Origin of the sequence: Lysobacter alkalisoli (assembly GCF_006547045.1) — a bacterium.
GTDB classification, from domain to species: domain Bacteria; phylum Pseudomonadota; class Gammaproteobacteria; order Xanthomonadales; family Xanthomonadaceae; genus Marilutibacter; species Marilutibacter alkalisoli.
Genome location: NZ_CP041242.1, coordinates 2,960,188 through 2,985,292, shown reverse-complemented (window position 1 = coordinate 2,985,292; position 25,105 = coordinate 2,960,188). Strand labels below are relative to the sequence as shown.

Annotated in this window: 19 protein-coding genes, 2 pseudogenes and 1 riboswitch; of the genes and pseudogenes, 17 read left to right on the top strand and 4 right to left on the bottom strand. The window is 68.8% G+C overall.

All coding sequences use genetic code 11. The features are described 5' to 3' along the window. Positions 1 to 167: 167 nt before the first annotated feature. Entirely contained in the window at positions 168 to 551 is a 384-nt protein-coding gene (locus FKV23_RS13190; RefSeq protein WP_141624261.1) for an endonuclease domain-containing protein, read from the top strand. A 16-nt stretch (positions 552 to 567) separates the two neighbouring features. Beyond that, positions 568 to 2,235, top strand: a complete 1,668-nt coding sequence (locus tag FKV23_RS13185) for an NAD+ synthase (RefSeq protein WP_141624260.1) — start codon at positions 568 to 570, stop codon at positions 2,233 to 2,235. Between the two features lie 170 nt (positions 2,236 to 2,405). On the opposite strand, the gene FKV23_RS13180 is transcribed toward FKV23_RS13185, so the two are convergent. Then, entirely contained in the window at positions 2,406 to 3,266 is an 861-nt protein-coding gene (locus FKV23_RS13180; protein WP_141624259.1) for an outer membrane protein assembly factor BamD, read from the bottom strand. 62 nt (positions 3,267 to 3,328) lie between these two features. Between FKV23_RS13180 and rluD the strand changes: the two are divergent. The 4 genes and pseudogenes from rluD (at position 3,329) to FKV23_RS13160 (ending at position 7,545) form a co-directional block, all read left to right on the top strand. Then, a pseudogene (gene rluD, locus FKV23_RS13175) lies at positions 3,329 to 4,308 on the top strand (23S rRNA pseudouridine(1911/1915/1917) synthase RluD). A 1-nt stretch (position 4,309) separates the two neighbouring features. Then, on the top strand, positions 4,310 to 5,167 hold the full coding sequence (pgeF, locus tag FKV23_RS13170; RefSeq protein WP_141624258.1) for a peptidoglycan editing factor PgeF: 858 nt from the start codon (positions 4,310 to 4,312) through the stop codon (positions 5,165 to 5,167). Between the two features lie 202 nt (positions 5,168 to 5,369). Beyond that, on the top strand, positions 5,370 to 6,962 hold the full coding sequence (locus tag FKV23_RS13165) for a SulP family inorganic anion transporter (protein ID WP_141624257.1): 1,593 nt from the start codon (positions 5,370 to 5,372) through the stop codon (positions 6,960 to 6,962). Positions 6,963 to 7,014: 52 nt separating this feature from the next. Beyond that, positions 7,015 to 7,545: a DUF4166 domain-containing protein gene (locus FKV23_RS13160; protein WP_141624256.1), complete on the top strand. Its 531-nt coding sequence runs from the start codon at positions 7,015 to 7,017 to the stop codon at positions 7,543 to 7,545. A 28-nt stretch (positions 7,546 to 7,573) separates the two neighbouring features. On the opposite strand, the gene otsA is transcribed toward FKV23_RS13160, so the two are convergent. From otsA to otsB, 3 genes and pseudogenes are all read right to left on the bottom strand, one after another. Then, entirely contained in the window at positions 7,574 to 8,941 is a 1,368-nt protein-coding gene (gene otsA, locus FKV23_RS13155) for an alpha,alpha-trehalose-phosphate synthase (UDP-forming) (protein WP_141624255.1), read from the bottom strand. Positions 8,942 to 9,005: 64 nt separating this feature from the next. Then, positions 9,006 to 10,787 carry a glycoside hydrolase family 15 protein gene (locus FKV23_RS13150; RefSeq protein ID WP_141625201.1) on the bottom strand — a complete coding sequence of 594 codons (1,782 nt, stop codon included), beginning with the start codon at positions 10,785 to 10,787 and terminating at the stop codon, positions 9,006 to 9,008. A gap of 11 nt (positions 10,788 to 10,798) precedes the next feature. Next, positions 10,799 to 11,577: pseudogene (gene otsB / locus FKV23_RS13145) on the bottom strand (trehalose-phosphatase). Positions 11,578 to 11,746: 169 nt separating this feature from the next. Here otsB and clpB point away from each other — a divergent pair. The 11 genes from clpB (at position 11,747) to cobT (ending at position 25,051) form a co-directional block, all read left to right on the top strand. After that, entirely contained in the window at positions 11,747 to 14,335 is a 2,589-nt protein-coding gene (gene clpB, locus FKV23_RS13140) for an ATP-dependent chaperone ClpB (protein ID WP_141624254.1), read from the top strand. A 220-nt stretch (positions 14,336 to 14,555) separates the two neighbouring features. Continuing rightward, positions 14,556 to 14,812: riboswitch (cobalamin riboswitch) on the top strand. 109 nt (positions 14,813 to 14,921) lie between these two features. Further along, positions 14,922 to 16,775, top strand: coding sequence for a TonB-dependent vitamin B12 receptor (gene btuB / locus FKV23_RS13135; protein WP_244244005.1), 1,854 nt, complete (start codon positions 14,922 to 14,924; stop codon positions 16,773 to 16,775). A gap of 38 nt (positions 16,776 to 16,813) precedes the next feature. After that, a complete protein-coding gene (locus tag FKV23_RS13130; protein WP_141624252.1) occupies positions 16,814 to 17,395 on the top strand; it encodes a hypothetical protein in 582 nt (193 codons plus the stop codon). Between the two features lie 47 nt (positions 17,396 to 17,442). After that, complete coding sequence (locus tag FKV23_RS13125) at positions 17,443 to 18,045, top strand: hypothetical protein (protein ID WP_141624251.1); 603 nt, start codon at positions 17,443 to 17,445, stop codon at positions 18,043 to 18,045. Beyond that, positions 18,042 to 18,680 (top strand): cob(I)yrinic acid a,c-diamide adenosyltransferase, encoded by a 639-nt coding sequence (gene cobO / locus FKV23_RS13120; RefSeq protein ID WP_244244004.1) that lies wholly within the window; start codon positions 18,042 to 18,044, stop codon positions 18,678 to 18,680. Before FKV23_RS13125 ends, cobO begins: the two co-directional genes overlap by 4 nt. Beyond that, positions 18,680 to 19,978 (top strand): cobyrinate a,c-diamide synthase, encoded by a 1,299-nt coding sequence (locus FKV23_RS13115; protein ID WP_167285233.1) that lies wholly within the window; start codon positions 18,680 to 18,682, stop codon positions 19,976 to 19,978. Before cobO ends, FKV23_RS13115 begins: the two co-directional genes overlap by 1 nt. Continuing rightward, complete coding sequence (gene cbiB / locus FKV23_RS13110; protein ID WP_141624248.1) at positions 19,975 to 20,904, top strand: adenosylcobinamide-phosphate synthase CbiB; 930 nt, start codon at positions 19,975 to 19,977, stop codon at positions 20,902 to 20,904. Before FKV23_RS13115 ends, cbiB begins: the two co-directional genes overlap by 4 nt. Next, on the top strand, positions 20,897 to 21,907 hold the full coding sequence (gene cobD, locus FKV23_RS17380) for a threonine-phosphate decarboxylase CobD (protein WP_141624247.1): 1,011 nt from the start codon (positions 20,897 to 20,899) through the stop codon (positions 21,905 to 21,907). The genes cbiB and cobD overlap by 8 nt, the downstream gene beginning before the upstream one ends. Before the next feature lie 77 nt (positions 21,908 to 21,984). After that, positions 21,985 to 23,454 carry a cobyric acid synthase gene (locus FKV23_RS13100; RefSeq protein WP_244244185.1) on the top strand — a complete coding sequence of 490 codons (1,470 nt, stop codon included), beginning with the start codon at positions 21,985 to 21,987 and terminating at the stop codon, positions 23,452 to 23,454. Beyond that, a complete protein-coding gene (gene cobU / locus FKV23_RS13095) occupies positions 23,442 to 23,963 on the top strand; it encodes a bifunctional adenosylcobinamide kinase/adenosylcobinamide-phosphate guanylyltransferase (RefSeq protein WP_141624245.1) in 522 nt (173 codons plus the stop codon). Before FKV23_RS13100 ends, cobU begins: the two co-directional genes overlap by 13 nt. A 74-nt stretch (positions 23,964 to 24,037) precedes the next feature. Next, on the top strand, positions 24,038 to 25,051 hold the full coding sequence (gene cobT, locus FKV23_RS13090) for a nicotinate-nucleotide--dimethylbenzimidazole phosphoribosyltransferase (protein WP_141625200.1): 1,014 nt from the start codon (positions 24,038 to 24,040) through the stop codon (positions 25,049 to 25,051). The last annotated feature ends 54 nt before the right edge of the window (positions 25,052 to 25,105 follow it).

Below are 25,105 nucleotides of genomic sequence, written 5' to 3'. Positions count from 1 at the left end.
TCCCGCAAGCGGGAGAGGGGCTTAAAGCCTCGACATCATCGTCCATAGCCCCTCTCCCGTTTACGGGAGAGGGGTTGGGGTGAGGGCCGCCCTGTAGGAAGTTTCCTATGGCCCCCGCACCCGCACTGCTCCATCCTGTCAGTCCACTCCCAACCAGGAGCGCAAGGATGCGCCAAGGCCAGAAACGTGACTTCGCCCGCCGGCTGCGCCGGTCCATGACCGATGCAGAACATCGCCTCTGGTATCACCTCCGCAACCGGGCGCTGATGGGCTGGAAGTTTCGCCGCCAGTATCCCGTCGGCCCCTACATCGCCGACTTCGCCTGTTTGGAGGCGTGGGTGCTGGTGGAACTGGACGGCGGCCAACACGCCGACGATGCGCAAGACGCCATCCGCGACGGTTTTCTGCAGGCGAAGGGCTACCGCGTGCTCAGATTCTGGAACAATGACGCCTTGGAACGGACCGAGGTGGTGCTGGAGGTGATCCATGCGGCGCTGGTGTCCGGTGGCCCTCACCCCAACCCCTCTCCCGCACGCGGGAGAGGGGCTTGAAGCGAAGCAATAGCCGATGAGCAAGACCCTACGCATCGCCATGGCCCAGTTCGACTTCCCCGTCGGGGCGGTCAGGCAGAACGCCGAGCGCATCCTCGCGATGATCCAGGAGGCCCGCGACGACTATTCGGCCGACGTGGTGCTGTTCCCGGAGCTGGCGCTGAGCGGTTATCCGCCCGAGGATCTGCTGATGCGGCCGGGCTTTCTCGCCGATTGCCACGACACACTGGAAGAGATCGCCAGTCAGGTGCAGGGCATCACCGCTGTGGTCGGCTGGCCGCAGGCGGCCGGCAGTGTGGTCTACAACGCCGCCAGCGTGCTGCGCGACGGCCGCGTCACCCATACCTACCGCAAGCGCGAGCTGCCCAATTACGCGGTGTTCGACGAACGCCGTTACTTCAGCGTCGATCCGGACAGCGAGGCCTGCGTGTTCGAGGTCGACGGCCTGCGCATCGGGCTGGTGATCTGCGAGGACCTGTGGTTTGCCGAACCCATGGCGGAGGCCGTCGATGCCGGTGCCGAGCTGATGCTGGTGCCGAACGCCTCGCCGTTCGAGCGCGACAAGCATGCCGACCGCGACGCGCTGATCGGTCGCCGCATCCGCGAGAGCCGCGCGCACGGGCCAGGCGTCGGCCTGGCCTACCTCAACGTGGTGGGCGGGCAGGATGCGTTGATGTTCGACGGCGCTTCGGTGGTGGCCGATGCCGATGGCAGCGTGCATCCTGCCGCGGCGGCGTTCACCGATCAGTGGCTGGTGGTCGACTTCAACCGCGAGACGCGCAGTTTCATGCCGGTGCAGTGGATGGACGACGGCGACGAGAGCCGCGATGCGCTGGCCTGGCGCGCGGTGGTGCGCGGAACACAGGACTACTGCCGCAAGAACGGCTTCGGGAAGGTATGGCTGGGGCTGTCGGGCGGCATCGATTCATCGGTGGTGCTGGCGATCGCGGTGGATGCGCTGGGTGCGGAGAACGTCACCGCGGTGCGGATGCCGTCGCGCTACACCGCCGACCTGTCCAACGATCTGGCGGCGATACAGTGCGCATCGCTCGGGGTGGAGTTGCTGACCCTGCCGATCGAGAAGCCCTTCCAGGGTTTCCTCGACGCACTTGAAGAAACTTTTGCGGGTCAACCGGTCGATGTCACCGAGGAGAACCTGCAGTCGCGTACCCGCGGTGCGTTGTTGATGGCGCTGAGCAACAAGTTCGGCGGTCTGCTGCTGACCACCGGCAACAAGAGCGAGTACGCGGTCGGCTACGCGACCATCTATGGCGACATGTGCGGCGGCTACGCGCCGATCAAGGACCTGTACAAGACCGAGGTCTATGCGCTCTCGCGCTGGCGCAATACCGTGGGCGGCAGCGCGCCGAACGGCGGGATGGTGATCCCGCAGGAAGTGATCGAGCGCCCGCCGTCGGCTGAACTTCGCGCGGACCAGAAGGACCAGGACTCGTTGCCGCCCTACGACGTGCTCGATGCGATCCTGCTGCGCCATGTCGACCAGGAACAGTCGCGCGACGACATCGTCTCGGCCGGCTACGACGCGGCCACGGTCGACAAGGTGCTGCGACTGGTCCGGATCAGCGAGTGGAAGCGCCACCAGTCCGCGCCCGGGCCGAAGGTGTCGCGGCGTGCATTCAGCCGCGAGCGGCGCTATCCGATCACCAACGGTTACGGCACCTGAACCGTGCCGAGGCGGTAGCCCGGGTAAGGCGAAGCCGCACCCGGGGCCGTTGGGCACTCCCGGGTGCGTCAGGCTTACCCGGGCTACGACCCGGAAACGTATCCGCTTTTTGATTCGATGAAACAAAAACGCCGCCTGGTGGGCGGCGTTCTGCATGGAGCCGGTTCGGCCTACATGTTGTCCAGCGCGGACTTCTCGCCGGCGAACGGGTTGAGCTTGCGCAGGTTGCCCGGGTAGTCGGGCCAACTGCGATGAGTAAGGTACGGATGGTCCGGCGACTGCTGCTGCAGGGTGCTGCGGGCACTGGCAGCCAGTTCATCGTTGCCCATGCCTTCGTAGGCCACGGCCAGGGTGGCGATGGCGTCGTTGTGGTAGCGGCTGCCGGGATAGTTCTCGAGCAGGAGGCGAGCGCGGTTGGCGGCGGCCACGTAGGCGGTGCGGCGCAGGTAGTACAGGGCGACGTCGAGCTCGTGGCGGGCGAAGGTATCGCGCAGTTCGTTCATCTTCTCCCGTGCGTCCGCGGCATAGCGGCTGTTGGGATAGCGATCCAGCACGATCTGGAAGTCGTTGTAGGCCTGGCGCGGGGTGGCCAGATCGCGGCGGCTTGCGTCCAGGCGCCAGACCCGCTGCAGGAACACCGCATCGCGGCTGGAGTTCACCAGCCCGCGCAGGTAGTACATGTAGGCGGCGTTGCGGTGGGTCGGGTAAGTGCGCAGGAAGCGGTCGATGCTGCTGACAGCATCGTCATGCTTGCCGGACTTGTACTGGGCGTAGGCGGTTTCGATCAGGGCCTGTTCCGTGTACGGACCGTACGGGTACTGCGCGACCAGGCGCTTGAAGGTGACCTCGGCCGAGGCCCAGTTGCCGTTGCGCATCGACTTGCTGGCCTTCTCGTACAGCGCTTCGGCCGGCTGGCCCTCGTCGGCATCCTTGTTCTTGAAGCGGGAGCAACCGGTGGCCACGAAGACCGCCATCAGCAACAGGATGGCCAGGCGGGGCAGCGGACGGGCGAGGGTGGTGCTTGGGGTCATGGGAAGCCTTGCGGGCGCCGGGGGCACGAACTGTCGATAATAGCAGCCCGGACTTCCGTGGCCTGAATGATGAACGACTCCCCCTAGCCCTGACCGCCACCGTGCCCGACAGTGCCGCCGGCCGGCGTTTCGACGCCGTCATCGCCGAACTGTTCCCGGACTACTCCCGCTCCCGGCTGGCGGCCTGGATCAAGTCCGGCGACGCCCGCCTCGACGGCCGCGAGGTGCGTCCGCGCGACTCCGTCCGTGGCGGCGAGACCGTGACCCTGCGCGTGATCGAGGAGGTCCAGACCCATTCGACGCCCGAAGACATCCCGCTGGACGTGTTGTTCGAGGACGAGCACGTCATCGTCATCGACAAGCCGCCGGGACTGGTCGTCCACCCCGGCGCCGGCAATCCGACCGGGACCCTGGTCAATGCCCTGCTGCACCGCGACCCGGGGCTGGACAAGCTGCCGCGCGCGGGCATCGTTCACCGGCTGGACAAGGACACCTCGGGGTGATGGTGGTGGCGCGGACCCTGATCGCGCACACCGCGCTGGTCGAGCAGTTGTCGGCGCGCCAAGTCCACCGGCAATACCTCGCGGTGGTGGTCGGAGCGATGGTCGCCGGCGCCACCGTCGACGCGCCGATCGACCGCCACCCGCGCGACCGCATCCGCATGGCGGTGCGCGACGACGGCCGCGAGGCGGTGACCCACTACCGCCTGCGCGAGCGATTTCGCGCCCACACCCTGGTCGAGTGCCGGCTGGAAACCGGCCGCACCCACCAGATCCGCGTACACATGGCGCATATCAAATACCCGATCGTCGGCGACCCCATGTACGGCGGCCCGTTACGGCTGCCGAAGGGCGCGACGCCCGCGCTGGTCGAGGGGTTGCGCGGTTTCAAACGCCAGGCCTTGCATGCGGAGACGCTGGAGTTCGTGCATCCGGTCATCGGCGAGCCGGTGCGCTGCAGCGCACCGATGCCGGCCGACATGCAGGCGCTGGTGAAGGTCCTGCAGGACGACAGCCGTATCGCCGCGGAGGCGGGGCGCTGAGGTGACTGGCGCGAAGCCGTGGCTTGAAGCCGACTGGCCGACACCGCCCGGCGTGCGGGCGTTCACCACGCTGCGGCATGGTGCCGGGGTTTCCGAGCCGCCGTTTGACAGTTTCAACCTCGGACCACGCTGCGGTGACGTGCCGGAACGGGCGCTGGCGAACCGGGCGGCGTTGGTGGAACTGGCTGGGCTGCCGTCGGAACCGCGGTGGTTGCGGCAGGTGCATGGGGTGGAGGTAGTGCGGTTTGAGGCCGGCCCTCACCCCAACCCCTCTCCCGTGAACGGGAGAGGGGCTCAAGAACCGGATGCGAAGCTTTTGCTCCCTCTCCCGCTTGCGGGAGAGGGTTGGGGTGAGGGCGCTCCTGAACCCGAAGCCGACGCCTCGGTCACCTCCACCCCCGGCACCGTCCTCGCCATCCAGACCGCCGACTGCCTGCCGGTGCTGTTCTGCGCCGACGACGGCCGCGAGGTCGGCGGCGCCCATGCCGGCTGGCGCGGGCTGGCGGCCGGTGTACTGGAAGCGACCGTTGCGGCGATGCGCACGCCGTCGGAACGATTGATGGCCTGGCTCGGCCCGGCGGCCGGGCCCACCGCCTACGAGATCGGTACCGAGGTGCGCGACGCCTTCGTCTCCCATGATCCGGCCGCGGCCGGAGCCTTCGTCCCGACCCGCGACCGGCACTGGCATGTCGATCTGTACGCCCTCGCGCGGATGCGCCTGCAGGCCGCCGGATTGTCTTCCGCCAAGATCCACGGCGGGGGACTGTGCACGATCTCCGATGCGGACCGTTTCTTCTCCCATCGCCGCGATGCCCGCACCGGCCGCATGGGCTCCCTGATCTGGATCACCCCAGGATGAGGGGAACGCTGGAAGCCGTATCCGGTAGTCATCCCCGCAAAGGCGGGGATCCAGAGACATTCAGGCCGTCGACAACAACGTCCACGGATCTTCGATCCCCAGCCCTCGCGCGTGGCGCTCGGGCCTTTGTCCGGGTGCGAGTCAGTGGCTCGCAGGCAACCCGTCCTCACCCTCGCCTTCGCGGGAATGACGAACAAGAACAATGAACAAGCCCACCTCATCTTCGCTGCGCTGGTTCGTCCCCGGCGACCTCAACGGCTTCTTCGGCCTGGTCGTCGACAATCTGTCGATCCTCGGTTTCATCGCCGCCGCGCTGGTGGGGATCTTCGGCTTCCCGGCCGAGGTGGTGTTCACGCGGATGTTCCCGGGCACCGCGCTCGGCGTGTTGGTCGGCAACCTGATCTATACCGCGATGGCGCGACGGCTGGCGCTGCGCAGCGGGCGCGACGACGTCACCGCGATGCCGCTGGGCCTCGACGCGCCGACCAGCATCGGCATGGCGCTGCTGGTGCTCGGACCGGCGTTCGCCCAGTTCAGGGCCGGCGGCATGGACGAACAGGCCGCGGCAATGGCGACCTGGCAGCTCGGCATGGCCTCGCTGATGGTGATGGGCGCGCTGAAGCTGGTGCTGTCCTTCGCAGGTGATGCGATTACCCGGATCGTCCCGCGCGCGGCGCTGCTGGGTTCGATCGGCGGCGCCGCGCTGGTCCTGCTCGGCTTCCTGCCGCTGATCGAGACCCTGCGCTCACCGGTGGTCGGGCTGGCCACGTTCGGCCTGCTGCTCTACGTGCTGGTCGCGAAAGGAAGGCTGCCGGTACGCATCCCGGGCGTGCTGCTGGCCTTCATCGTCGGCACCACGCTGTATTACGGGCTCGGCCTGGCCGGACTCGGGGCGCCGGGCTTCAAGGTGCCGGAAGCCGTCGCATTCGGCATCACCCCGCCGTGGCCGACGCTGGCTTTCATCGACGGCCTGCCGCACACCGTGCCGTACCTGTCGCTGCTGCTGCCGTTCGGCCTGCTGATGGTGGTCGGTGGCATCAACGTGGCCGAGAGCGCGCGCGCCGCCGGCGACGACTACCGTACCCGCGACGTGCTGCTGGCCGAGGCGGTGTCGACCCTGGTCGCCGGGCTGTGCGGCGGCGTCGCCCAGACCACGCCCTACATCGGTCAGCCGGCCTACAAGCACATGGGCGCGCGCATGGGCTACACGCTGCTGACGGGGCTGTTCGTCGGCATCGGCGGCATGCTCGGGATCGTGTCCGGGCTGGTGCAGTGGCTGCCGCTGGCGGTGCTGGCGCCGATCATCGTCTACGTCGGCCTCGACATCACCGTGCAGGCGTTCCAGAGCACGCGCCGCGAGCATGCGATCGCGGTGGCGCTGGCGTTCCTGCCTTCGGTGGCCTACCTGCTGGTGATCAAGCTCGGCAACCCGGCGTGGATCGCACCGCAGCGGTTCGGCGAACTGTATTCGAGCGTCGAAGGTCACGGCCTGCCCGATCTGGCGACGATCGTGGTGCTCGGCAACGGTTTCATCATCACCGCGATGCTGTGGGCGTCGGCGCTGGTGGCGATGATCGAGCAGCGGATGCGGCTGGCGTCGCTGTGGCTGCTGGTCGCGGCGGTATTGACCCTGTTCGGGGTGGTCCATTCGGTGCATCCGCAGGGTGGGGTGTACCTGCCGTGGGCGCTGGACGGGCTGGCACGGACGATCGCCTGGCAGTTCGCTGCCGGATACGCGGTGTTGGCGGGCATGCTGGCCCTGCTGTCATTGCAGAAGGCAGAAACGCGAGCCTGATCGCTTCCCGGCGTGAAACTGATCGCTATCCTCCGCGCAGGGGGAAATCCGAATGCATCCGACCGTATTCCAGCAGGTGCTGCGTGCACCGTTTTTCAACATGCCTGAATCACTGCGCGCCCTGCATGGCATCCGTGGCCGTGAGACCTGGGCCGGCCGGGCGACGATCGAGCGCGGACGCAATCCGCTGGCGTGGCTGTGCGCGGTCGTGACCAGGTTGCCGCCGTCGATGCGCGACGCGCCGACCCGGGTCGAGTTCATCGCCGACGAGAAGCGCGAGATCTGGCGCCGCGACTTCAACGGCCGGAAGATGGTCTCGAAGCTGTACTGCCGTGATGGCCTGTTGTGCGAGCGGCTGGGGCTGGTGCAGTTTCGCTTCGTCCTGCATACGTGGGAGAGCGTGGTCTATTGGAATGTCGAGAAGGTGCGGTTGCTCGGCCTGCTGCCGTTGCCGGCCCGGTTGTTCTCCGGCGTGCAGTGCCGCGAACGCGAGCATGAGGGCCGCTACGAGTTCCATGTCGAGGCCCGGCTGCCGCTGGCGGGCCTGCTGATCCGCTATGAGGGTTGGCTCGAGCCGGCATGAGGCGGCGTCGTCGGAGCGCAATCGAGTCTCAGGCGGCGCGCAGGGCCTTGAGGTAGCTGCGCCGCCACGCGGCGATGTCGTGGCGCTGCAGGTGCGACATCATGCCCTGCCAGCGTTCGCGGCGTTCGGCCAGCGGCATGTCCATCGCCTGTGCGATCGCGTCGGCCACGCCGTCCAGGTCGTAGGGGTTGACGATCAGCGCGCCCTCCAGTTCGCGCGCCGCGCCGGCGAACGTCGACAGCACCAGTACCCCGGGGTCATCCGGATCCTGCGCGGCGACGAACTCCTTGGCCACCAGGTTCATGCCGTCGCGCAGGGGGGTCACCAGCCCGACCCGTGCCAGCCGATAGAAACCGGTCAACGACGCATGCGGGTAGTTGCGATTGACATAGCGCATCGGTGTCCAGTCCGGGTCGGCATGGGCGCCGTTGATGTGTCCGGCCAGGCGTTCGAGTTCGTTGCGCAACACCCGGTACTCGGCCACGTCGCCGCGCGAGACGGGCGCGATCTGCAGGTAGGTCATCCGCCCCAGCTGGCCCGGGTGGCGTTCGAGGTAGCGCTCGAAGGCGCGGAAACGCTCGGGCAATCCTTTCGAATAGTCCAGTCGATCGACGCCGATTGCCAGTGACCGCCCCGACAGGCTGTCGGCCAGCCTCTTGACGCTGGCCTTGCCCACCGACTGGGAGGCCAGGTGGGCAATGTGTCCGGTATCGATGCTGATCGGGAAGGCGCCGGCATGCAGCAGACGGCCGCCACCGGTTTCCAGCACGCCGCTCTCGATCACCCGTCCACGCCCGAACAGCCGCACGTAATCCTGGAAGCGCTCCAGGTCGCGCCCGGTCTGGAAGCCGACCAGGTCGTGCGCCGACAGTCCTTCGAACAGCCGCCCGTGCTGCGGCAGTGCCGCCAGCAGGTCGGAGGACGGCATCGGCACATGCAGGAAGAAGCCGAGCTTGCAGCGCACCCCGTGCTCGCGCAGCAGCACGGCCAGCGGGATCAGGTGGTAGTCGTGGATCCAGACCAGGTCGTTGTCGCGCAGCAGCGGCGCCAGTTTCTCGGCGAACAGCGCGTTGACCCGGCGGTAGCCGGCGTAGGTCTCGCGGTTGTAGTCGGCCAGGTCGACCCGGAAATGCAGCAGCGGCCACAGGGTTCGGTTGGCGAAGCCGTTGTAGTAGTGGTCGTGGTCCTGCTGCGACAGGTCCAGGGTGACGTAGCGGATGTCGCCTTCGGTCTGCTCGCGTACGTTGCCCGACCGGTCCGGGTCGATCCTGCCGCTCCAGCCGAACCACATGCCGCCGGTTTCCTCCAGCGCGGCATGCAGTGCGACCGCGAGCCCGCCCGCACGGGATTCGCCGGGCAACGCCACGCGGTTGGAGACGATGACCAGGCGGCTCATCGTGTGGCTCCCGATCGCCGAGGCGATGCTTCACCCCTGCATGCATGGCGGAGGATGCCACGCATCACGCCGCATCCTGCCAGGGCCGGCTCAGGCGCATCGCGGCCATGATCAGGCCCACGTGCGAATAGGTCTGCGGGAAGTTGCCCCAGGCCTCGCCACCGTCGAAGGCGAGGTCTTCCGACAGCAGCCCGAGCGGGTTGCGTCGCGCCAGGATGCGCTCGAACATCGCGCGGGCCTCGTCGGCGCGGCCGATCGCGGCCAGCGCATCGATGTACCAGAACGAACAGATCGTGAAGCTGGTTTCCGGCATGCCGAAATCATCCGGCGCGTTGTAGCGGAACAGGCCGTCGTCGCGGCGCAACTCGTTGCCGATCGCCTCGACCGTGCCCACGAAGCGCGGATCGCCCGGGGCGACGAAACCGAGTTCGGCCAGCAGCAACAGGGATGCGTCGAGACGGTCGCCACCGAACGTGTCGACGAAACAGCCGCGTGCGCTGTCGTAGGCCCGGTCGAGGATGCGTGCATGCATCGTGTCGGCGCAGGCGCGCCAGTGCCCGGCCCGTGCATCCAGGCTCAGGTGCGATGCGATCCTGGCCAGGCGGTCGCAGGCGGCCCAGCACATCACGCTGGAATAGGTATGGACACCGGTGCGTCCGCGATACTCCCAGAGGCCGGCATCGGGCTGGTCGTAGAGCTTCAGGGCGTGCTCGCCCAGCGGTTCGAGCTGTTCGAACTCGGCGATGCCGGCCGGCGTGGTCAGGCGCTGGTCGAAGAACAGTTGCGTCGAGGCCAGCACCACGCTGCCGTAGACGTCGTGCTGCTGTTGCAGCCATGCGAGATTGCCGCGCCGCACCGGGCCCATGTCGCGATAGCCGGCCAGCGCGGGCATCTCCTGTTCGGCCAGTTGCGCCTCGAAGCCGATTCCGTACACCGGTTGCAGCGTGCCGTCGGCGCTGGCGAGGTTGGAGATGTAGCGCAGATAGCCCTGCATGCTGCGCGTGGCGCCCAGCCGGTTGAGTGCGCGCACCACGAACGCCGCATCGCGCAGCCAGCAGTAGCGGTAGTCCCAGGTGCGCGCGGTGTGCGGCGCCTCCGGGATCGACGAGGTAACCGCGGCGACGATCGCACCGGTTTCCTCGCACTGGCACAGCTTGAGGGTGATCGCGCTGCGGATCACCGCCTCCTGCCATTCCAGCGGGATCGACAGGTAGCGCACCCACTCGCGCCAGTAGTCGATGGTCTGCTCCTCGGCATGGCGTACGAAGGACGCCACCGGCTCGATCAGCGTTTCGTCGGGGCCGAGCACCAGGTTCAACTCGCTGTCGAGCCGGAACGGCAGGCCGTCGCGCACCAGCCGCACCGGCGCATCGCTGGTCAGGCGCAGGGTGAAACCCGGTACCAGGTAGCGGATGTGGTTGCTGCCCCAGGTGATCTCGGGTGCGTGCTCGCCATAATCGGCGAGCGGTCGCAGGCGGATGCGGATGCGCGGACTGCCGGCCAGGCGCCGTACCCGCCGCACCAGCATCACCGGTCGGTAGAAACGCCCGTACTGTCGCCAGCGCGGGGCCAGGTCGGTGATCTCGATCGCGTTCCCATGATGATCCACCAGCACGGTGCGCAGCACCGCGGTGTTGGTCAGGTAGTGCTGTCGGGCGGTCGCGAAGTCCTCCAGCTCGATTGCGAAGTCGCCGCCTTCATGGCGGGTCGGCGAGAGCAGTGCGCAGAATACGGGGTCGCCATCGAAGGATGGTATGCACCCCCAGACGATGCGGCCGTATGCATCGACCAGGGCCGCGACGCTGCCGTTGCCGATCAGGCCGAGATCTAGCGAAGCCGGCTTCATGCCATCGTCCTTCATGCGCGCGCTCCCTTCTGCCGCAGGCCGGGCAGTCTGGCCGCGCCGTCGGTCAACCATGCCCGTACCGCGCTGGCATCGGGCAGGCGATGACGGGCTTCGCTCGGCTGGCGGTCGCCGACCAGCACGGCGATGCCGCCGCGTTCGCGCACCGCGGCGAAACCGTGTTCGTCGGTATGGTCGTCGCCGACGAATACCGGGCGCCGGCCAAGGAACGGCGATGCATCGAGCATGGCGAGGATCGCCGAGCCCTTGTCGGCGCCCTCCGGACGCAGTTCCAGCACCTGGTCGCCCGATTGCAGGCGATAGCCGGACAGTTCACCCAGGGCCGCTTCGGCCAGGGCCCGCAATCCGGCCGCCGCCGCGGGATTGCCACGCCAGTGCAGGGCCAGGGCGGCGCCCTTGTCCTCCACCACTGCGCCGGGATACCGCATGGACAGCGCCCCGGCCCGTTCGCGCAGGGCATCCAGCGCCGGCGGTGGCGACGGCAGCGCGCACGGGGTGCCGCCGCGTCGTTCCAGTCCGTGCAGGCCTGCCGCCGGCAACCGCAGCGGTGCGAACAGGGCGTCCAGGAACGCCAGCCGGCGCCCGCTGACCAGGGCCAGTGCGCCGCCGAGCCCGGCGTGCAGGGATTCCAGTGTCTCGATGAGCCCGGGCGGCACACGCACACCGTCGGGGTGGGGGCGAAATCCAGCAGGCTGCCATCGACATCGAGGAACAGCGCCCAGTCGGGTGAGATCGCGGGCGGCAGCGGCAGGTGGGCGGCTGGGCGAATCATGCACGCGATTGTGACCACCCCCATGTAAGCATCCGGTGGACGCCATCTGTCGATGCCATTTGTCGGCGCCATGTCCCGTCGAGGTGTCGACGGCACGCTTGAATCCACGGTGCCGGCCCGCATTTCCAGATCATTGCGGCAGGCGCCGCCACGATTCCGGAGAATTCCCATGCGGATGGACAAGCTGACATCGCGCTTCCAGCAGGCGATCGCCGACGCGCAGTCGCTGGCGGTCGGGCGCGACCACAACGTGATCGAGTCGGTGCACCTGCTGGCCGCGCTGATCGACCAGCAGGGCGGTGGCACCCGGCCGCTGCTGGCCCAGGCCGGCGTCAACGTGCCGCTGCTGCGCGAGCGGCTCGGCGAGGCGCTCGACAAGCTGCCGAAGGTGAGCGGGCAGGAGGGCAACGTTTCCGCCAGCAACGACCTGGCGCGCCTGCTCAACGTCACCGACAAGCTGGCGCAGCAGCGCGGCGACGCCTTCATTGCCTCCGAACTGTTTTTGCTCGCCGCGCTCGAGGGAAGCAGCGAGGCCGGCAAGCTGCTCAAGGCCGCCGGCGCGGACAAGGGCAGGCTGGAGGCGGCGATCGACAAGGCCCGCGGCGGCGAGAGCGTGCAGTCTGAGAATGCGGAGGAGCAGCGCCAGGCACTGGAGAAGTACTGCATCGACCTGACCGCGCGCGCGGAGTCCGGCAAGCTCGACCCGGTGGTCGGCCGCGACGAGGAGATCCGCCGCACCGTGCAGGTGCTGCAGCGCCGTACCAAGAACAATCCGGTGCTGATCGGCGAACCGGGTGTGGGCAAGACCGCGATCGTCGAGGGCCTGGCCCAGCGCATCATCAATGGCGAAGTGCCCGAGGGCCTGCGCGGCAAGCGCGTGCTCTCGCTCGACATGGGCGCACTGATCGCCGGCGCCAAGTTCCGTGGCGAGTTCGAGGAACGGCTCAAGGCCGTGCTCAACGACCTGGCCAAGAACGAAGGCCAGGTGATCCTGTTCATCGACGAATTGCACACGATGGTGGGCGCCGGCAAGGCCGAGGGCTCGATGGACGCTGGCAACATGCTCAAGCCTGCACTGGCCCGCGGTGAACTGCATTGCATCGGCGCGACCACGCTCGACGAATACCGCAAGTACGTCGAGAAGGACGCTGCGCTGGAGCGTCGCTTCCAGAAGGTGTTCGTCGGCGAACCGAGCGTGGAGGACACGATCGCGATCCTGCGCGGATTGAAGGAGAAGTACGCGGTCCACCACGGCGTCGAGATCACCGACCCGGCGATCGTCGCCGCGGCCACGCTGAGCAACCGCTACATCGCCGATCGCCAGCTGCCGGACAAGGCGATCGATCTGATGGACGAGGCCGCGTCGCGCATCCGCATGGAGATCGATTCCAAGCCGGAGGAGCTCGACCGCAAGGAGCGTCGGCTGATCCAGCTCAAGATCCAGCGCGAGGCGTTGAAGAAGGAGAAGGACGACGCGTCGAAGCAGCGCCTGGCCGACCTCGAAGCCGAGATCGCCACGCTGGAGCGCGAGTTCAACGACCTGGAGGAAATCTGGAAGGCGGAGAAGGCGACCCTGCAGGGCGCGACGAAGATCAAGGAGCAGATCGAGGCCGCCAAGCTGGAACTGGAGGCCGCGCAGCGCAAGCAGGACTTCGGCCGCATGAGCGAGATCCAGTACGGCACGTTGCCGGAACTGGAGAAGCAGCTGCAGGTGGCGCAGGAAGCCGAGCAGCAGGGCTTCACCCTGTTGCAGGACAAGGTCACCGCCGAGGAGATCGCCGAGGTGGTCGCGCGCTGGACCGGCATCCCGGTCAGCAAGATGCTCGAAGGCGAGCGCGAGAAGCTGCTGCAGATGGAGGGCCACCTGCATACGCGTGTGGTCGGCCAGGAGGAAGCGATCAAGGTCGTGTCCGACGCGGTGCGCCGTTCGCGCGCCGGCCTGTCCGATCCGAACCGGCCGAGCGGTTCGTTCCTGTTCCTCGGCCCGACCGGCGTCGGCAAGACCGAGCTGTGCAAGGCACTGGCCGAGTTCCTGTTCGATTCGCCCGACGCGATGGTCCGCATCGACATGAGCGAGTTCATGGAGAAGCACGCGGTGTCGCGGCTGGTCGGCGCGCCCCCGGGCTATGTCGGCTACGAGGAGGGCGGTTACCTGACCGAGGCGGTGCGGCGGCGTCCGTACAGCGTGATCCTGCTCGACGAGGTCGAGAAGGCGCACCCGGACGTGTTCAACATCCTGCTGCAGGTGCTCGACGACGGCCGCCTCACCGATGGCCAGGGCCGCACGGTCGACTTCCGCAACACGGTCATCGTGATGACCTCGAACCTCGGCAGCCAGATGATCCAGGAGCTGTCGGACACCGATTCGCCGGAAGGCTACACGCAGATGAAGGCGGCGGTGATGGGCGTGGTGCAGAACCACTTCCGCCCCGAGTTCATCAACCGGCTGGATGACATCGTGGTGTTCCACCCGCTCGACAAGGCGCAGATCCGCGAAATCGCGAAGATCCAGCTGGCCGGGCTCGACAAGCGGCTGGCCGAGCGCGGCCTGAAGCTGGAATTGAGCGACAACGCGCTGGTGTTGCTCGGCAACGTGGGCTTCGATCCGGTGTACGGCGCGCGGCCGCTCAAGCGCGCGATCCAGCAGCAGTTGGAGAACCCGCTGGCGCAACGCATCCTGGCCGGCGAGTTCACCGCCGGCGACACCATCGCCGCCGATGCCGAGGGTGGCGTGCTGGTGTTCCGCAAGGGCGCCTGAAAAGCGCCCTCACCCCAACCCGCGCCCCGGCCCTCGCGCATAGCGCATAGCGCTCGGGCGTTCATCGGCACGCGAGCCAGTGGCTCGCAAACGTGCCTCTTCACCCCGTGTGCGGGAGAGGGGCGAATTCATGGGCTTGTGCTCCTTAGCTCCCGTGGTAACGAGGGCGACATGCCCACATGTCATGACGTCGCGCCGCTCAGGGCTGCGGCAAACTGCTAGACTCCGTCCCGCCTGAGGTGACTGCCGCTCCCGTCCGGGACGGTGGTTGAAACGGGAATCCGGTGCGCCGGGTCGCGGGCCACGACATGTGGCATCGCGATCGGCAATTCCGGAGCTGCCCCCGCAACGGTAGGCGAGACAAGGTCCGCACGCAGCCACTGTGCCTGATGCATGGGAAGGCGCGGACCGGGAGCCCACGGCGATCCGCCGGTTCCGCTCGCAAGCCCGGAGACCGGCCCCAGGCATGACCCGACATGCGGTGGGCGATGTCACGGGCTGCACGCACCGCGTGCCGTCTTGCACCCTCCTTCCGCCTGTTCGTTTCCATGCCATCCGCGCGGGCAGGCGCGGTGAAGGAGTTTCCGTGCATCGCCATGCAGTCGTGTTTCGTCGTGCCACGCTGGCATCGACGCTTTCCCTGATTCTTTTCCCATCCATCCCGGCGTTCGCCACCGGTGCCGCGGTCGACCTCGACCAGGTCGTGGTCACCGCTACCCGTACCGCCAGGACCCAGGACCAGACCCTGGCCGCGGTGACCGTGATCGACCGTGCCGAGATCGAGCGCCTGCAGGCGCCGTCCGTGCCGGACCTGCTGCGCGGCCGTGCCGGCATCTCGCTGGCCAACAACGGTGGCCCGGGCAAGTCGACCTCGCTGTTCCTGCGCGGCACCGAGTCCGACCACGTGCTGGTGCTGGTCGACGGCATCAAGCTCGGCTCCGCCACCAACGGCAGCGCGGCGCTGCAGGACATCCCGGTCGAACAGGTCGAGCGCATCGAGATCGTGCGCGGCCCGTTCTCCAGCCTGTACGGTTCCGAAGCGATCGGAGGGGTGGTGCAGATCTTCACCCGTCGCCCGCAGGGGCCGTTCGAGCCCAACGCCATGCTGGCCATCGGCAGCGAGAAGACCCGCCGGGCATCCGCCGGCCTGGCCGGACGCCGCGGCGACGACACGCGCGGCGGCTGGTACTCGCTGCAGGCCGCGCACGAGACCACCGAGGGCATCAACGCCTACCGCGGCACCCGCAATTTCGATCCCGACCTCGATGGTTACCGCAACACGTCGCTGACCGCACAGGGTGGATACCGCTTCAACGAGCGCTGGGACGGCGAGCTGCGCGTGTTCCGTGCCGAGGGCCGCAACGAGTACGACGGCGGTCCGGCCAGCGAGGCTGACAGCGTGCAGCAGGTCCTCGGCGGGCGCCTGCGGCATGCGCCGAACGAGCGCGTGACGTTCACCGCCAGCGCCGGCGGCAGCGCCGATCTCAGCGACAACTTTTTCGACGGCGTGTTCAGCTCGCGCTTCGACACCCGCCGCAAGGTCGGCGGGCTGCAGGCCGACCTGGGCATCGGTGCCGGCCTGCTGACCCTGGGCTTCGACTGGCAGCGCGACGAGATTGACGGTACCACCGCCTATGCCGTCGACCGCCGCATCAACCGCGGCGTGTTCGGCCAGTGGCAGCAGGCGTTCGGTGCGCAGTCGCTGCAGGCCAGCCTGCGCCGTGACGACGACAGCCAGTTCGGCGGCGAGACCACCGGCAGCGTGCTGTGGGGCTGGGACTTCACCGACGCACTGCGCCTGACCGCGAGCTACGGCACCGCGTTCAAGGCACCGACCTTCAATGAGCTGTACTTCCCCGGCTACGGTAATCCGGCACTCGGGCCGGAAACGTCGCGCAGCGTCGAGCTGGGGTTGCGTGGCGCGCATGGCTGGGGCGTGTGGTCGTTGAACGCCTACGACACCCGCATCGACGACATGATCGCCTACGACGCCGACCTCGGCGATTTCGGCGGTCCCAACAACATCGACCGCGCCCGCATCCGCGGCGTCGAGGCGACGTTCGACACCACCGTGCTGGGTTGGGACCTGAGCGGCAGCCTGGGCTGGCTGGACCCGGAGAACCGCGCCGGCAACGCCGGCAAGGTGCTGCCGCGCCGGGCCAGGCGCAGTGCGCGCATCGACCTGGACCGGCGTTTCGGCGACTTCAGCGCCGGGGCCTCGGTGACTGGCGTCGGCGAGCGTTTCGACAACCTGTCCAACACCACCCGCATGGGTGGCTACGGCCTGGCCGACCTGCGCGTGGGCTATGCGCTCTCGAACGACTGGCAGCTGCGGCTGTCGCTCAACAACGTCCTGGACAAGCAGTACGAAACCGCCGCGCTCTACAACCAGCCCGGCCGCAACTGGCTGCTGAGCGTCCGTTACCGGCCGGGCCGCTGAGCGTCCCGGTTCCATTCCCTTCCCGACGAGGCCTGCCGATGAAACCGCTCTCCGGATCCATGAACCTCGGCCTGTTCGCCGCCTTCGCGGCGTTCATGGTCGCCACGCGCTTCAACCATTTTGGCGATGCCCTGCATTTGCCGGATGCATCGATGGCGCTGTTCTTCCTCGGCGGCCTGTACCTGCGCCGTCACTGGCAGTTCGTGGCGATGTTGGCGCTGGCGGTGACGATCGACTGGGTTTCGATCGAATACGCCGGGGTCAGCGATTTCTGCGTGACGCCGTCCTACGCGTTCCTGCTGCCGGCCTATGCGGTGCTGTGGTACGGCGGTCGGCTGTATTCCGGTCAGCTGCAGCCGGCGTGGCTGCCGATGCTGGGCGCGGCCGGGGCCGGCCTGGTGTCCGCCAGCCTGTCGTTCCTGATCTCCAACGGCGCGTTCTACTGGCTCGGCGGGCGCTATGCCGATCCGCACTTCGCCGAATACATCGCACGTGTCTGGCAGTGGGGGCCGTTGTTCGTGCGTACGACGCTCGCCTACATCGTGGTGGCGCTCGCGGTGCACGCGGTCGTGGCATATGCGATGCGTCGCAGGGCCCCGCAGGGCGCCGGCCAGCACTGATCCGGATCTTCATGTCCGATCCGACATCCGACAGGAGGGATGTACCGATGCAAGCACATGCACAACCATTGCCACTGGCGTCCACGCGCGACCAGTGGCTCGTCGGGCTCGCGCTCGCGGCGTTGATGATCGCCACCCGCGGCCAGCATTTCGCCAGCGTCGATGCCCTGCCGAGCGCGTCGTGGGCGGTGTTCTTCCTTGCCGGCGCACTGCTGCGGCCGATGTGGGCGCTGCCGGCGTTCTTCGTGCTCGCGACCGCGCTCGATCTGGGCAGCTACGCGGCCGGCACGATCAGCGACTGGTGCCTGTCGCCGGCGTACTGGGCGCTGGCCTTCGCCTATGCCGCGTTGTGGCTGGGCGGGCACGTCTACCGGAACCTGCATGTCGATGACTGGCGGATGGTGCCGCGGCTGGCGCTGGTGCTGGTCGCGACCGCCAGCGTGGCCTACCTGCTGTCCAAGGGCGGCTACTGGTTCTTTTCCGGACGCTATCCGGAACCGACATGGCAGGGCTTCATCGCCCGCGTCCCGACGTACTATCCGCGTTCGCTGGGCACGCTGGCCGGTTATGCCGGCATCGCCTTCGCCTTGCGCGCGGCATGGCGTGGCGCGACCCTGAGGGTCCGTCGCGTGGAGGAGGTGGTGTCGTGAGCCGCGGTTCCGAGCGTCTCGGCCGTACCGAAGAGGAGCACTACCGCGAGCGGGCGCGGCGCAAGAAGGAACTGGTCGACCGCCGGATCGCGCGGGCGACCATCGACCGCGGTGTGCTGGTGGTCAACACCGGCAACGGCAAGGGCAAGAGCTCATCCGGCTTCGGCATGCTCGCGCGTTCGCTCGGGCATGGTTTCCGCTGCGGCGTGGTGCAGTTCATCAAGGGCAGTTTCAGTACCGGCGAGGATCTGTTCTTCCGCACGATGGGCGATGCCTTTGCCGATCGCCTCGAGTACCACGTGATGGGCGAGGGCTTCACCTGGGAGACCCAGGACCGCGAGCGCGACATCGCCGCGGCCGGCGCCGCATGGGACGTGGCCGCGCGCATGCTGGCGGATCCGGCGTTCGACTTCGTTTTGCTGGACGAACTCAACATCGCGCTCAACAAGGACTACGTGCCGCTCGATGCGGTGCTGTCCGCGCTCGCGGCGCGGCCGCAGCGCCAGCATGTGGTCGTCACCGGCCGCGGCGCGCCGGACGCGTTGGTGGAGGCGGCCGACACTGTGACCGAGATGCGCCTGGTCAAGCACGCGTTCAAGGCCGGCATCAAGGCCCAGCACGGGATAGAACTCTGATGGGCGGCGCCATGCGCTCGTGCCCCGCGTTGCTGGTGTCGGCGCCCGCGTCGGGGCAGGGCAAGACCAGCGTGACCGCCGCGCTGGCACGCTGGCACCTGCGGCAGGGTCGGCGGGTGCGGGTGTTCAAGACCGGCCCGGATTTCCTCGACCCGATGGTGCTCGAACGCGCCAGCGGCGCAGCCGTGCAGCAGCTCGATCTGTGGATGTGCGGCGAGGCCGACGTGCGCGCACGCCTGTACGCCGCCGCGGACGAGGCCGACCTGATCCTGGTCGAGGGCGTGATGGGACTGTTCGATGGCGAGCCGTCCAGCGCCGACCTCGCCATCGCGCTCGGCCTGCCGGTGCTGGCGGTGATCGATGGTTCGGCGATGGCGCAGACCTTCGGTGCGCTGGCGACCGGGCTGGCGAGGTACCGCGATGGGCTGAAGGTGCATGGCGTGGCGGCCAACCGGATCGGCAGTGCGCACCACGCCCGGTTGCTGCGCGAAAGCCTGCCGCCGGACCTGGCGTGGCTGGGTGCGCTGCCGCGCCGCGCGGAACTGGCACTGCCCGAGCGCCACCTGGGCCTGGTGGCGGCCGGCGAGCTCGACGACCTGGATGCACGCCTGGACGCGCTGGCCGATGCCTGGGGCGAGCATGCGCAAACCGCGCTGCCGCCGCCGCTGGCATTTCCGGCGGCGGCTCCGCTGGCGGTGCCGCGCCGGCTGGACGGGTGGCGGATTGCGGTCGCGCGCGATGCCGGGTTCTGTTTCCTGTACCCGGCCAACCTCGAGTTGCTGCGCGAGGCCGGGGCCGAGCTGCGGTTCTTCTCGCCGGTGGCTGGCGATGCGTTGCCGGAATGCGACGCGGCCTGGCTGCCAGGCGGCTATCCCGAGCTGCACCTGGAGGCGCTGTCGAACAACACCGCGCTGCATGCCGCCCTGTGCGCGCACCGCGATGCCGGCAAGCCGCTGCTGGCCGAATGCGGCGGCCTGCTGTTCGCGTTGGAAACCCTGACCGATCGCGACGGACACGGCGCCGCGATGGCCGCGCTGTTGCCGGGCAGCGCGGTGATGCAGCGCCGCTTCGCCGCGCTGGGCATGCAGGAGGTTTCACTGCCGGAAGGCACCTTGCGCGGCCACAGCTTCCACTACGCCCGCGCCGACATCGCCGCCGAACCGCTGGCCACGGCACGCAACCCGAACGGGGGACCGACCGCCGAAGCGGTCTACCGCGATCGCGCGATGACCGCGAGCTTCGTGCATCTGTACTTCGCCTCGAATCCCGAAGCCGCGACCCGGTTGTTCCGGCCATGACGGCGGCGCTGGTCGCGCTGGCCGCCGTGTTGCTCGATGCCGTGCTCGGCGAGCCGCGGCGCGCGCATCCGTTGGTCGCATTCGGCCGTTGGGCAGCATGGCTGGAGCGCCGGCTGCACGCGGACCGGCGCGGCGCCGGGATGCTGGCGTGGGGCCTGGTGGTCCTGCCTTGGCTCGGGCTGGCGGTACTGCTCTCCGTCGGCGCGGCCCGGATTTCGCCATGGCTTTCGGCCGGGTTATCGGCAGTCGTGCTGTACCTCGCGATCGGGCTTCGCAGCCTCGGCGACCATGCGCGCCCGGTGGCGCGGGCGCTGGAGGCGGGCGATCCCGACGGTGCGCGAGCCGCGGTCGGTCGCATGGTCAGCCGCGATACCGGCGCATTGTCGGAATCGCAGGTCGCGGCGGCGGCGACCGAGTCGGTACTGGAGAACGGCAACGATGCGGTATTCGGCGCGCTGTTCTGGTTCGCGCTGCTGGGCGTTCCCGGCGTCGTGCTGTACCGGCTGGCCAACACCCTGGATGCGATGTGGGGCTACCGCACGCCGCGCTTCGAACGTTTCGGCTGGGCCGCGGCCCGCATCGACGACCTGCTCAACTACCTGCCGGCGCGGCTGACCGCGTTGACCTATGCATTCTGCGGGCGCTTTGCCCCGGCGTGGCGCTGCTGGCGCGTGCAGGCGCCGGCCTGGGACAGTCCCAACGCCGGTCCGGTGATGGCGGCCGGTGCCGGCGCATTGCAGGTCCGCCTCGGCGGCCCGGCGCCGTACCACGGCCGCTGGGAAACGCGACCGCATCTGGGAGAAGGCGCCGCGGCGGAGGCGACCTCGATCGACCGCGCGCTGGCGCTGGTGCGCAACGGGGTCGCGGTCTGGCTGCTGATCGGCCTGGTACTGGCGTTTGCGGTGGAGGTGTTGCGTCATGCTTGAGCACGGCGGACGGCTGCGGCGCGCGGCACGCGAGCATGGCATCGCGCTCGAACAATGGCTCGACCTGTCGACCGGGATCAGCCCGTTCGCGTGGCCGGTGTCGCCGGTGCCGGCGTCGGCGTGGCAGCGGTTGCCGGAGGATGACGATGGTCTGATCGATGCCGCGCGCGACTACTACCGCGCGCCGTCGCTGCTGCCGGTCGCCGGCTCGCAGGCCGCGATCCAGGCGCTGCCGCGGCTGCGTGCCGCGTCATCCCGCGTTGGCGTGATCGCGCCGGGCTATGCCGAACATGCACACGCCTGGCGACAGGCCGGGCATGCGGTCGAGACTCTGCCGGCCGCACGCCTGCTCGACGAGGCCGAGCGCTTCGACGTGGTCGTGCTGATCCACCCCAACAATCCCGGCGGCGAGCGATTCCGGCACGATGAACTGCTCGGCCTGCATGCGCGGCTGGCCGCGCGCGGCGGCTGGCTCATCGTCGATGAGGCGTTCATCGACACCACCCCGGAGCGCAGCCTGTGTCCGCACAGCGGTCGCGATGGCCTGGTCGTGCTGCGCTCGGTCGGCAAGTTCTTCGGTCTGGCCGGTGCACGTGCGGGGTTCGTCTGCGCGGCGCCGGCGTTGCTCGACATGCTGCGCGAGTCCCTTGGACCGTGGACGCTGACCGGTCCAGGCCGGCATGTGCTGAGGCATGCATTTGCCGATCGCGAATGGCATGCGGTCGCGCGCCAGCGGCTGATCATGGCCGGCGAGCGCCTGCAGCAGCTGCTCGACCGCAACGGCCTGGGCGATGGCGCCGGCTGCGATTTCTTCCAGTGGCGGCGGCATCCCCATGCGCCGGCGCTGCATCGGGCATTGGCCCGGCGCGGCATCCTCACCCGGCTGTTCGAAGCCGACGGGCACACACCGGCCAGCCTGCGCTTCGGCCTGCCGCCGGACGCCGACGCATTCGACCGCCTCGGTGCCGCGCTGGGCGAAGTGTTGTGCGAGGTGCCGGCATGACGCGCTTGCCGGGAACGAATGCGGGCCACCGCGGGGCTGGCGCCTGCAATGCGCCGGCTTCGGTCGCCCGTGTCCTGATGGTGCAGGGCTGCACCTCCGATGCCGGCAAGAGCACCGTGGTCGCTGCGCTGTGCCGCTGGCTGCGGCGTCGCGAGGTGCGGGTCGCGCCGTTCAAGCCGCAGAACATGGCGCTGAACGCGGCGGTGACCGCCGACGGCGGCGAGATCGGCCGCGCCCAGGCGGTGCAGGCGCAGGCCTGCCGGCTGGCGCCGCACACCGATTTCAACCCGGTGCTGCTCAAGCCGAGCAGCGACAGGGGCGCACAGGTGATCCTGCACGGCCGCGCGATCGGGCAGATGGATGCAGTCGACTACCACGGTTACAAACGCGTCGCGATGGACGCGGTGCTGGCCTCGCACGCGCGGCTGGTGGAGACGTATGACGCCGTGGTCGTCGAGGGCGCCGGCAGCCCGGCCGAGATCAACCTGCGCGCCAACGACATCGCCAACATGGGGTATGCCGAGGCGGTCGACTGCCCGGTGGTCCTGGTCGCCGACATCGACCGCGGCGGCGTGTTCGCGCATCTGGTCGGCACGCTCGCGTTGCTGTCCGAAAGCGAGTGCGCCCGTGTGCGCGGCTTCGTCATCAACCGGTTCCGCGGCGACATCGCGTTGCTGCAGCCCGGTCTCGACTGGCTGGAGCGCGAGACCGGCAAGCCCGTGCTTGGCGTGCTGCCGTACTTGCACGGGCTGCATCTGGAGGCGGAGGATGCATTGCCGGGTGTCGGCGAAACAAGGCCGGACGCGGCCCTGCGCGTGGTCGTGCCGGTGTTGCCGAGGATCAGCAACCACACCGACCTCGATCCGCTGCGCGCGCATCCGCAGGTCGACCTTCGTTTCATCGGCCCCGGTGAAACAGCGCCGGCCTGCGATCTGATCGTGCTGCCGGGCAGCAAGGCGACCCGCGCCGATCTCGCATGGCTGCGTGAACACGGCTGGGAGGCCGCCATCGCCCGTCACCTGCGCTATGGCGGCAAGCTGATCGGCATCTGCGGCGGCCTGCAGATGCTCGGTCGTGCGGTGCACGATCCGGACGGCATCGAGGGCGCGCGCGGGTCGAGCGCGGGGCTGGGCTGGCTTGATTTCGAAACCACGCTGCGTCCGGACAAACAGTTGCGCAACGTCGGCGGCAAGCTCTGTATCAGTGATGGCTGTATCTACGATGTCACGGTACGCGGCTATGAAATCCATTGCGGTGTCAGTGCAGGACCCGCGCTGGCACGGCCGGTTGTCCTGCTCGACGATGGTCGCGCCGACGGCGCGTTGTCGGCGGACGGGCAGGTCCTCGGCAGCTACCTGCATGGCCTGTTCGATCATCCCGACGCGCTCGCTGCGCTGCTGCGCTGGGCCGGCCTGCATGACGCGCAGACGCTCGATATTGCGGCGTTGCGCGAGGCGTCGCTCGAGCGCCTCGCCGACATGGTCGAGGCCCATCTCGATACCGCATTGCTATCTGAATTGCTGGAGCCATCGGCATGCATAGCCTGATTCTGGGAGGTGCCCGCTCAGGCAAGAGCGCGCTGGCCGAGCGACTCGCACTCGACAGCGGCCTGGCGGTGACCTACATCGCCACCGCACAGGCAGGCGACGGCGAGATGGCCACGCGCATCGCCCACCACCGTGCGCGCCGGCCCGCGCACTGGGGCTGCGTGGAAGAACCGCTGGCGCTGGCCGCGACCCTGCACGCACATGCCGCGGCCGACCGTTGCCTGCTGGTCGACTGCCTGACCCTGTGGCTGAGCAATCTGCTGGCCGATCCCGGCGGCGAGCGCTTCGGGCTTGAGCGCGAGGCGCTGCTCGAAGTGCTGCCGGAACTGCCCGGGCGAATCCTGCTGGTCAGCAATGAAGTCGGCCTCGGCGTGGTGCCGATGGGCGAATTGAGCCGCCGCTTCGTCGACGAGGCCGGCCGCCTGCACCAGGCGCTGGCACAACGCTGCGGACAGGTGCTGTTCGTCGCGGCGGGGTTGCCGATGGCGCTCAAGGGGCCGTCGCCATGAATGCAATCGGGCAGGCAACGAATTCGTGGGAGGAAGCTTTGAACCGGAAATTCGATCTACAGGGGCGCTGCGCGATGCCGGATGCGGCGATGGCCGAAGCCGCACGGGCACGACAGGGCGTGCTGACCAAGCCACCGGGCTCGCTGGGCGTGCTGGAGGACGCCGCGGTCATGCTGGCCGGGCTGCAACGCACGCCACAGCCGACGCTCGACCGGGTCTGGATCAGCGTGTTCGCCGGCGACCACGGCGTCGCTGCCGAGGGCGTGTCGGCATTCCCGCAGGCGGTCACCGGCGAGATGGTGCGCAACTTCGCCACCGGCGGTGCGGCGATCTGCGTGCTCGCGCGCGGACTGGGCGCGACCCTCGAGGTCGTGCAACTCGGTACCGTCAACGATCCCGGCGAACTGCCCGGCGTACGGCGGGTGTTGATCGCACCGTCCACCGCGAACTTCTGCGAACAGCCGGCGATGACCGCGGCACAGCTCGAAGCGGCGTTGCAGGCCGGCGCCGACAGCGTCGCACGCGCGGTCGCGGCGGGTGCGCAGGCCTTCGTCGGTGGTGAGATGGGCATTGCCAACACCACCGCGGCGACCGCGCTGGCCTGTGCCCTGCTGGGCGAGGCTCCGGCGATGTTGTCGGGGGCGGGCACCGGGCTGGATGCGGCCGGCATCGCCCGCAAGCAGACGGTGGTCCGGCGGGCACTGGACCGTCACGCCGGTATCGCCGATCCGGCCGAATGCCTGCGCTGCCTCGGCGGCTTCGAGATCGCCGCACTGACAGGTGCCTACATCGCCGCCGCGCAGCAGGAGTTGCCGGTGATCGTCGACGGCTTCATCGCCACTTCGGCGGCGCTGGCGGCGGTGCGGATCAACCCCGGCGTGCGCGATTGGCTGCTGTTCTCGCACTGCTCGCACGAGCGCGGCCACCGCCGCCTGCTCGATGCGCTGGACGCGCGGCCGCTGCTGGATCTGGGCATGCGCCTGGGCGAGGGCAGCGGCGCCGCCGCCTGCGTGCCGCTGCTGCGGCTGGCCTGTGCGCTGCACAACGGCATGGCGACCTTCGAGCAGGCAGGAGTCTCGACCGCGTGAGCGCCGACGGCATCGATACCGGCGCCGGCAGGGCGCATGCCAGCACGGCTGCGA

What these genes read in the sequence shown, in the direction of transcription:
- clpB (WP_141624254.1), top strand. Translation starts at nt 11,747, where the DNA reads ATGCGGATGGACAAGCTGACATCGCGCTTCCAGCAGGCGATCGCCGAC.
- cobU (WP_141624245.1), top strand. Translation starts at nt 23,442, where the DNA reads ATGCATAGCCTGATTCTGGGAGGTGCCCGCTCAGGCAAGAGCGCGCTG.
- cobT (WP_141625200.1), top strand. Translation starts at nt 24,038, where the DNA reads ATGCCGGATGCGGCGATGGCCGAAGCCGCACGGGCACGACAGGGCGTG.
- FKV23_RS13100 (WP_244244185.1), top strand. Translation starts at nt 21,985, where the DNA reads ATGGTGCAGGGCTGCACCTCCGATGCCGGCAAGAGCACCGTGGTCGCT.
- cobD (WP_141624247.1), top strand. Translation starts at nt 20,897, where the DNA reads ATGCTTGAGCACGGCGGACGGCTGCGGCGCGCGGCACGCGAGCATGGC.
- FKV23_RS13150 (WP_141625201.1), bottom strand. Translation starts at nt 10,787, where the DNA reads ATGAAGCCGGCTTCGCTAGATCTCGGCCTGATCGGCAACGGCAGCGTC.
- FKV23_RS13130 (WP_141624252.1), top strand. Translation starts at nt 16,814, where the DNA reads ATGAAACCGCTCTCCGGATCCATGAACCTCGGCCTGTTCGCCGCCTTC.
- FKV23_RS13190 (WP_141624261.1), top strand. Translation starts at nt 168, where the DNA reads ATGCGCCAAGGCCAGAAACGTGACTTCGCCCGCCGGCTGCGCCGGTCC.
- otsA (WP_141624255.1), bottom strand. Translation starts at nt 8,941, where the DNA reads ATGAGCCGCCTGGTCATCGTCTCCAACCGCGTGGCGTTGCCCGGCGAA.
- FKV23_RS13125 (WP_141624251.1), top strand. Translation starts at nt 17,443, where the DNA reads ATGCAAGCACATGCACAACCATTGCCACTGGCGTCCACGCGCGACCAG.
- FKV23_RS13115 (WP_167285233.1), top strand. Translation starts at nt 18,680, where the DNA reads ATGGGCGGCGCCATGCGCTCGTGCCCCGCGTTGCTGGTGTCGGCGCCC.
- FKV23_RS13185 (WP_141624260.1), top strand. Translation starts at nt 568, where the DNA reads ATGAGCAAGACCCTACGCATCGCCATGGCCCAGTTCGACTTCCCCGTC.
- cbiB (WP_141624248.1), top strand. Translation starts at nt 19,975, where the DNA reads ATGACGGCGGCGCTGGTCGCGCTGGCCGCCGTGTTGCTCGATGCCGTG.
- FKV23_RS13180 (WP_141624259.1), bottom strand. Translation starts at nt 3,266, where the DNA reads ATGACCCCAAGCACCACCCTCGCCCGTCCGCTGCCCCGCCTGGCCATC.
- FKV23_RS13160 (WP_141624256.1), top strand. Translation starts at nt 7,015, where the DNA reads ATGCATCCGACCGTATTCCAGCAGGTGCTGCGTGCACCGTTTTTCAAC.
- FKV23_RS13165 (WP_141624257.1), top strand. Translation starts at nt 5,370, where the DNA reads ATGAACAAGCCCACCTCATCTTCGCTGCGCTGGTTCGTCCCCGGCGAC.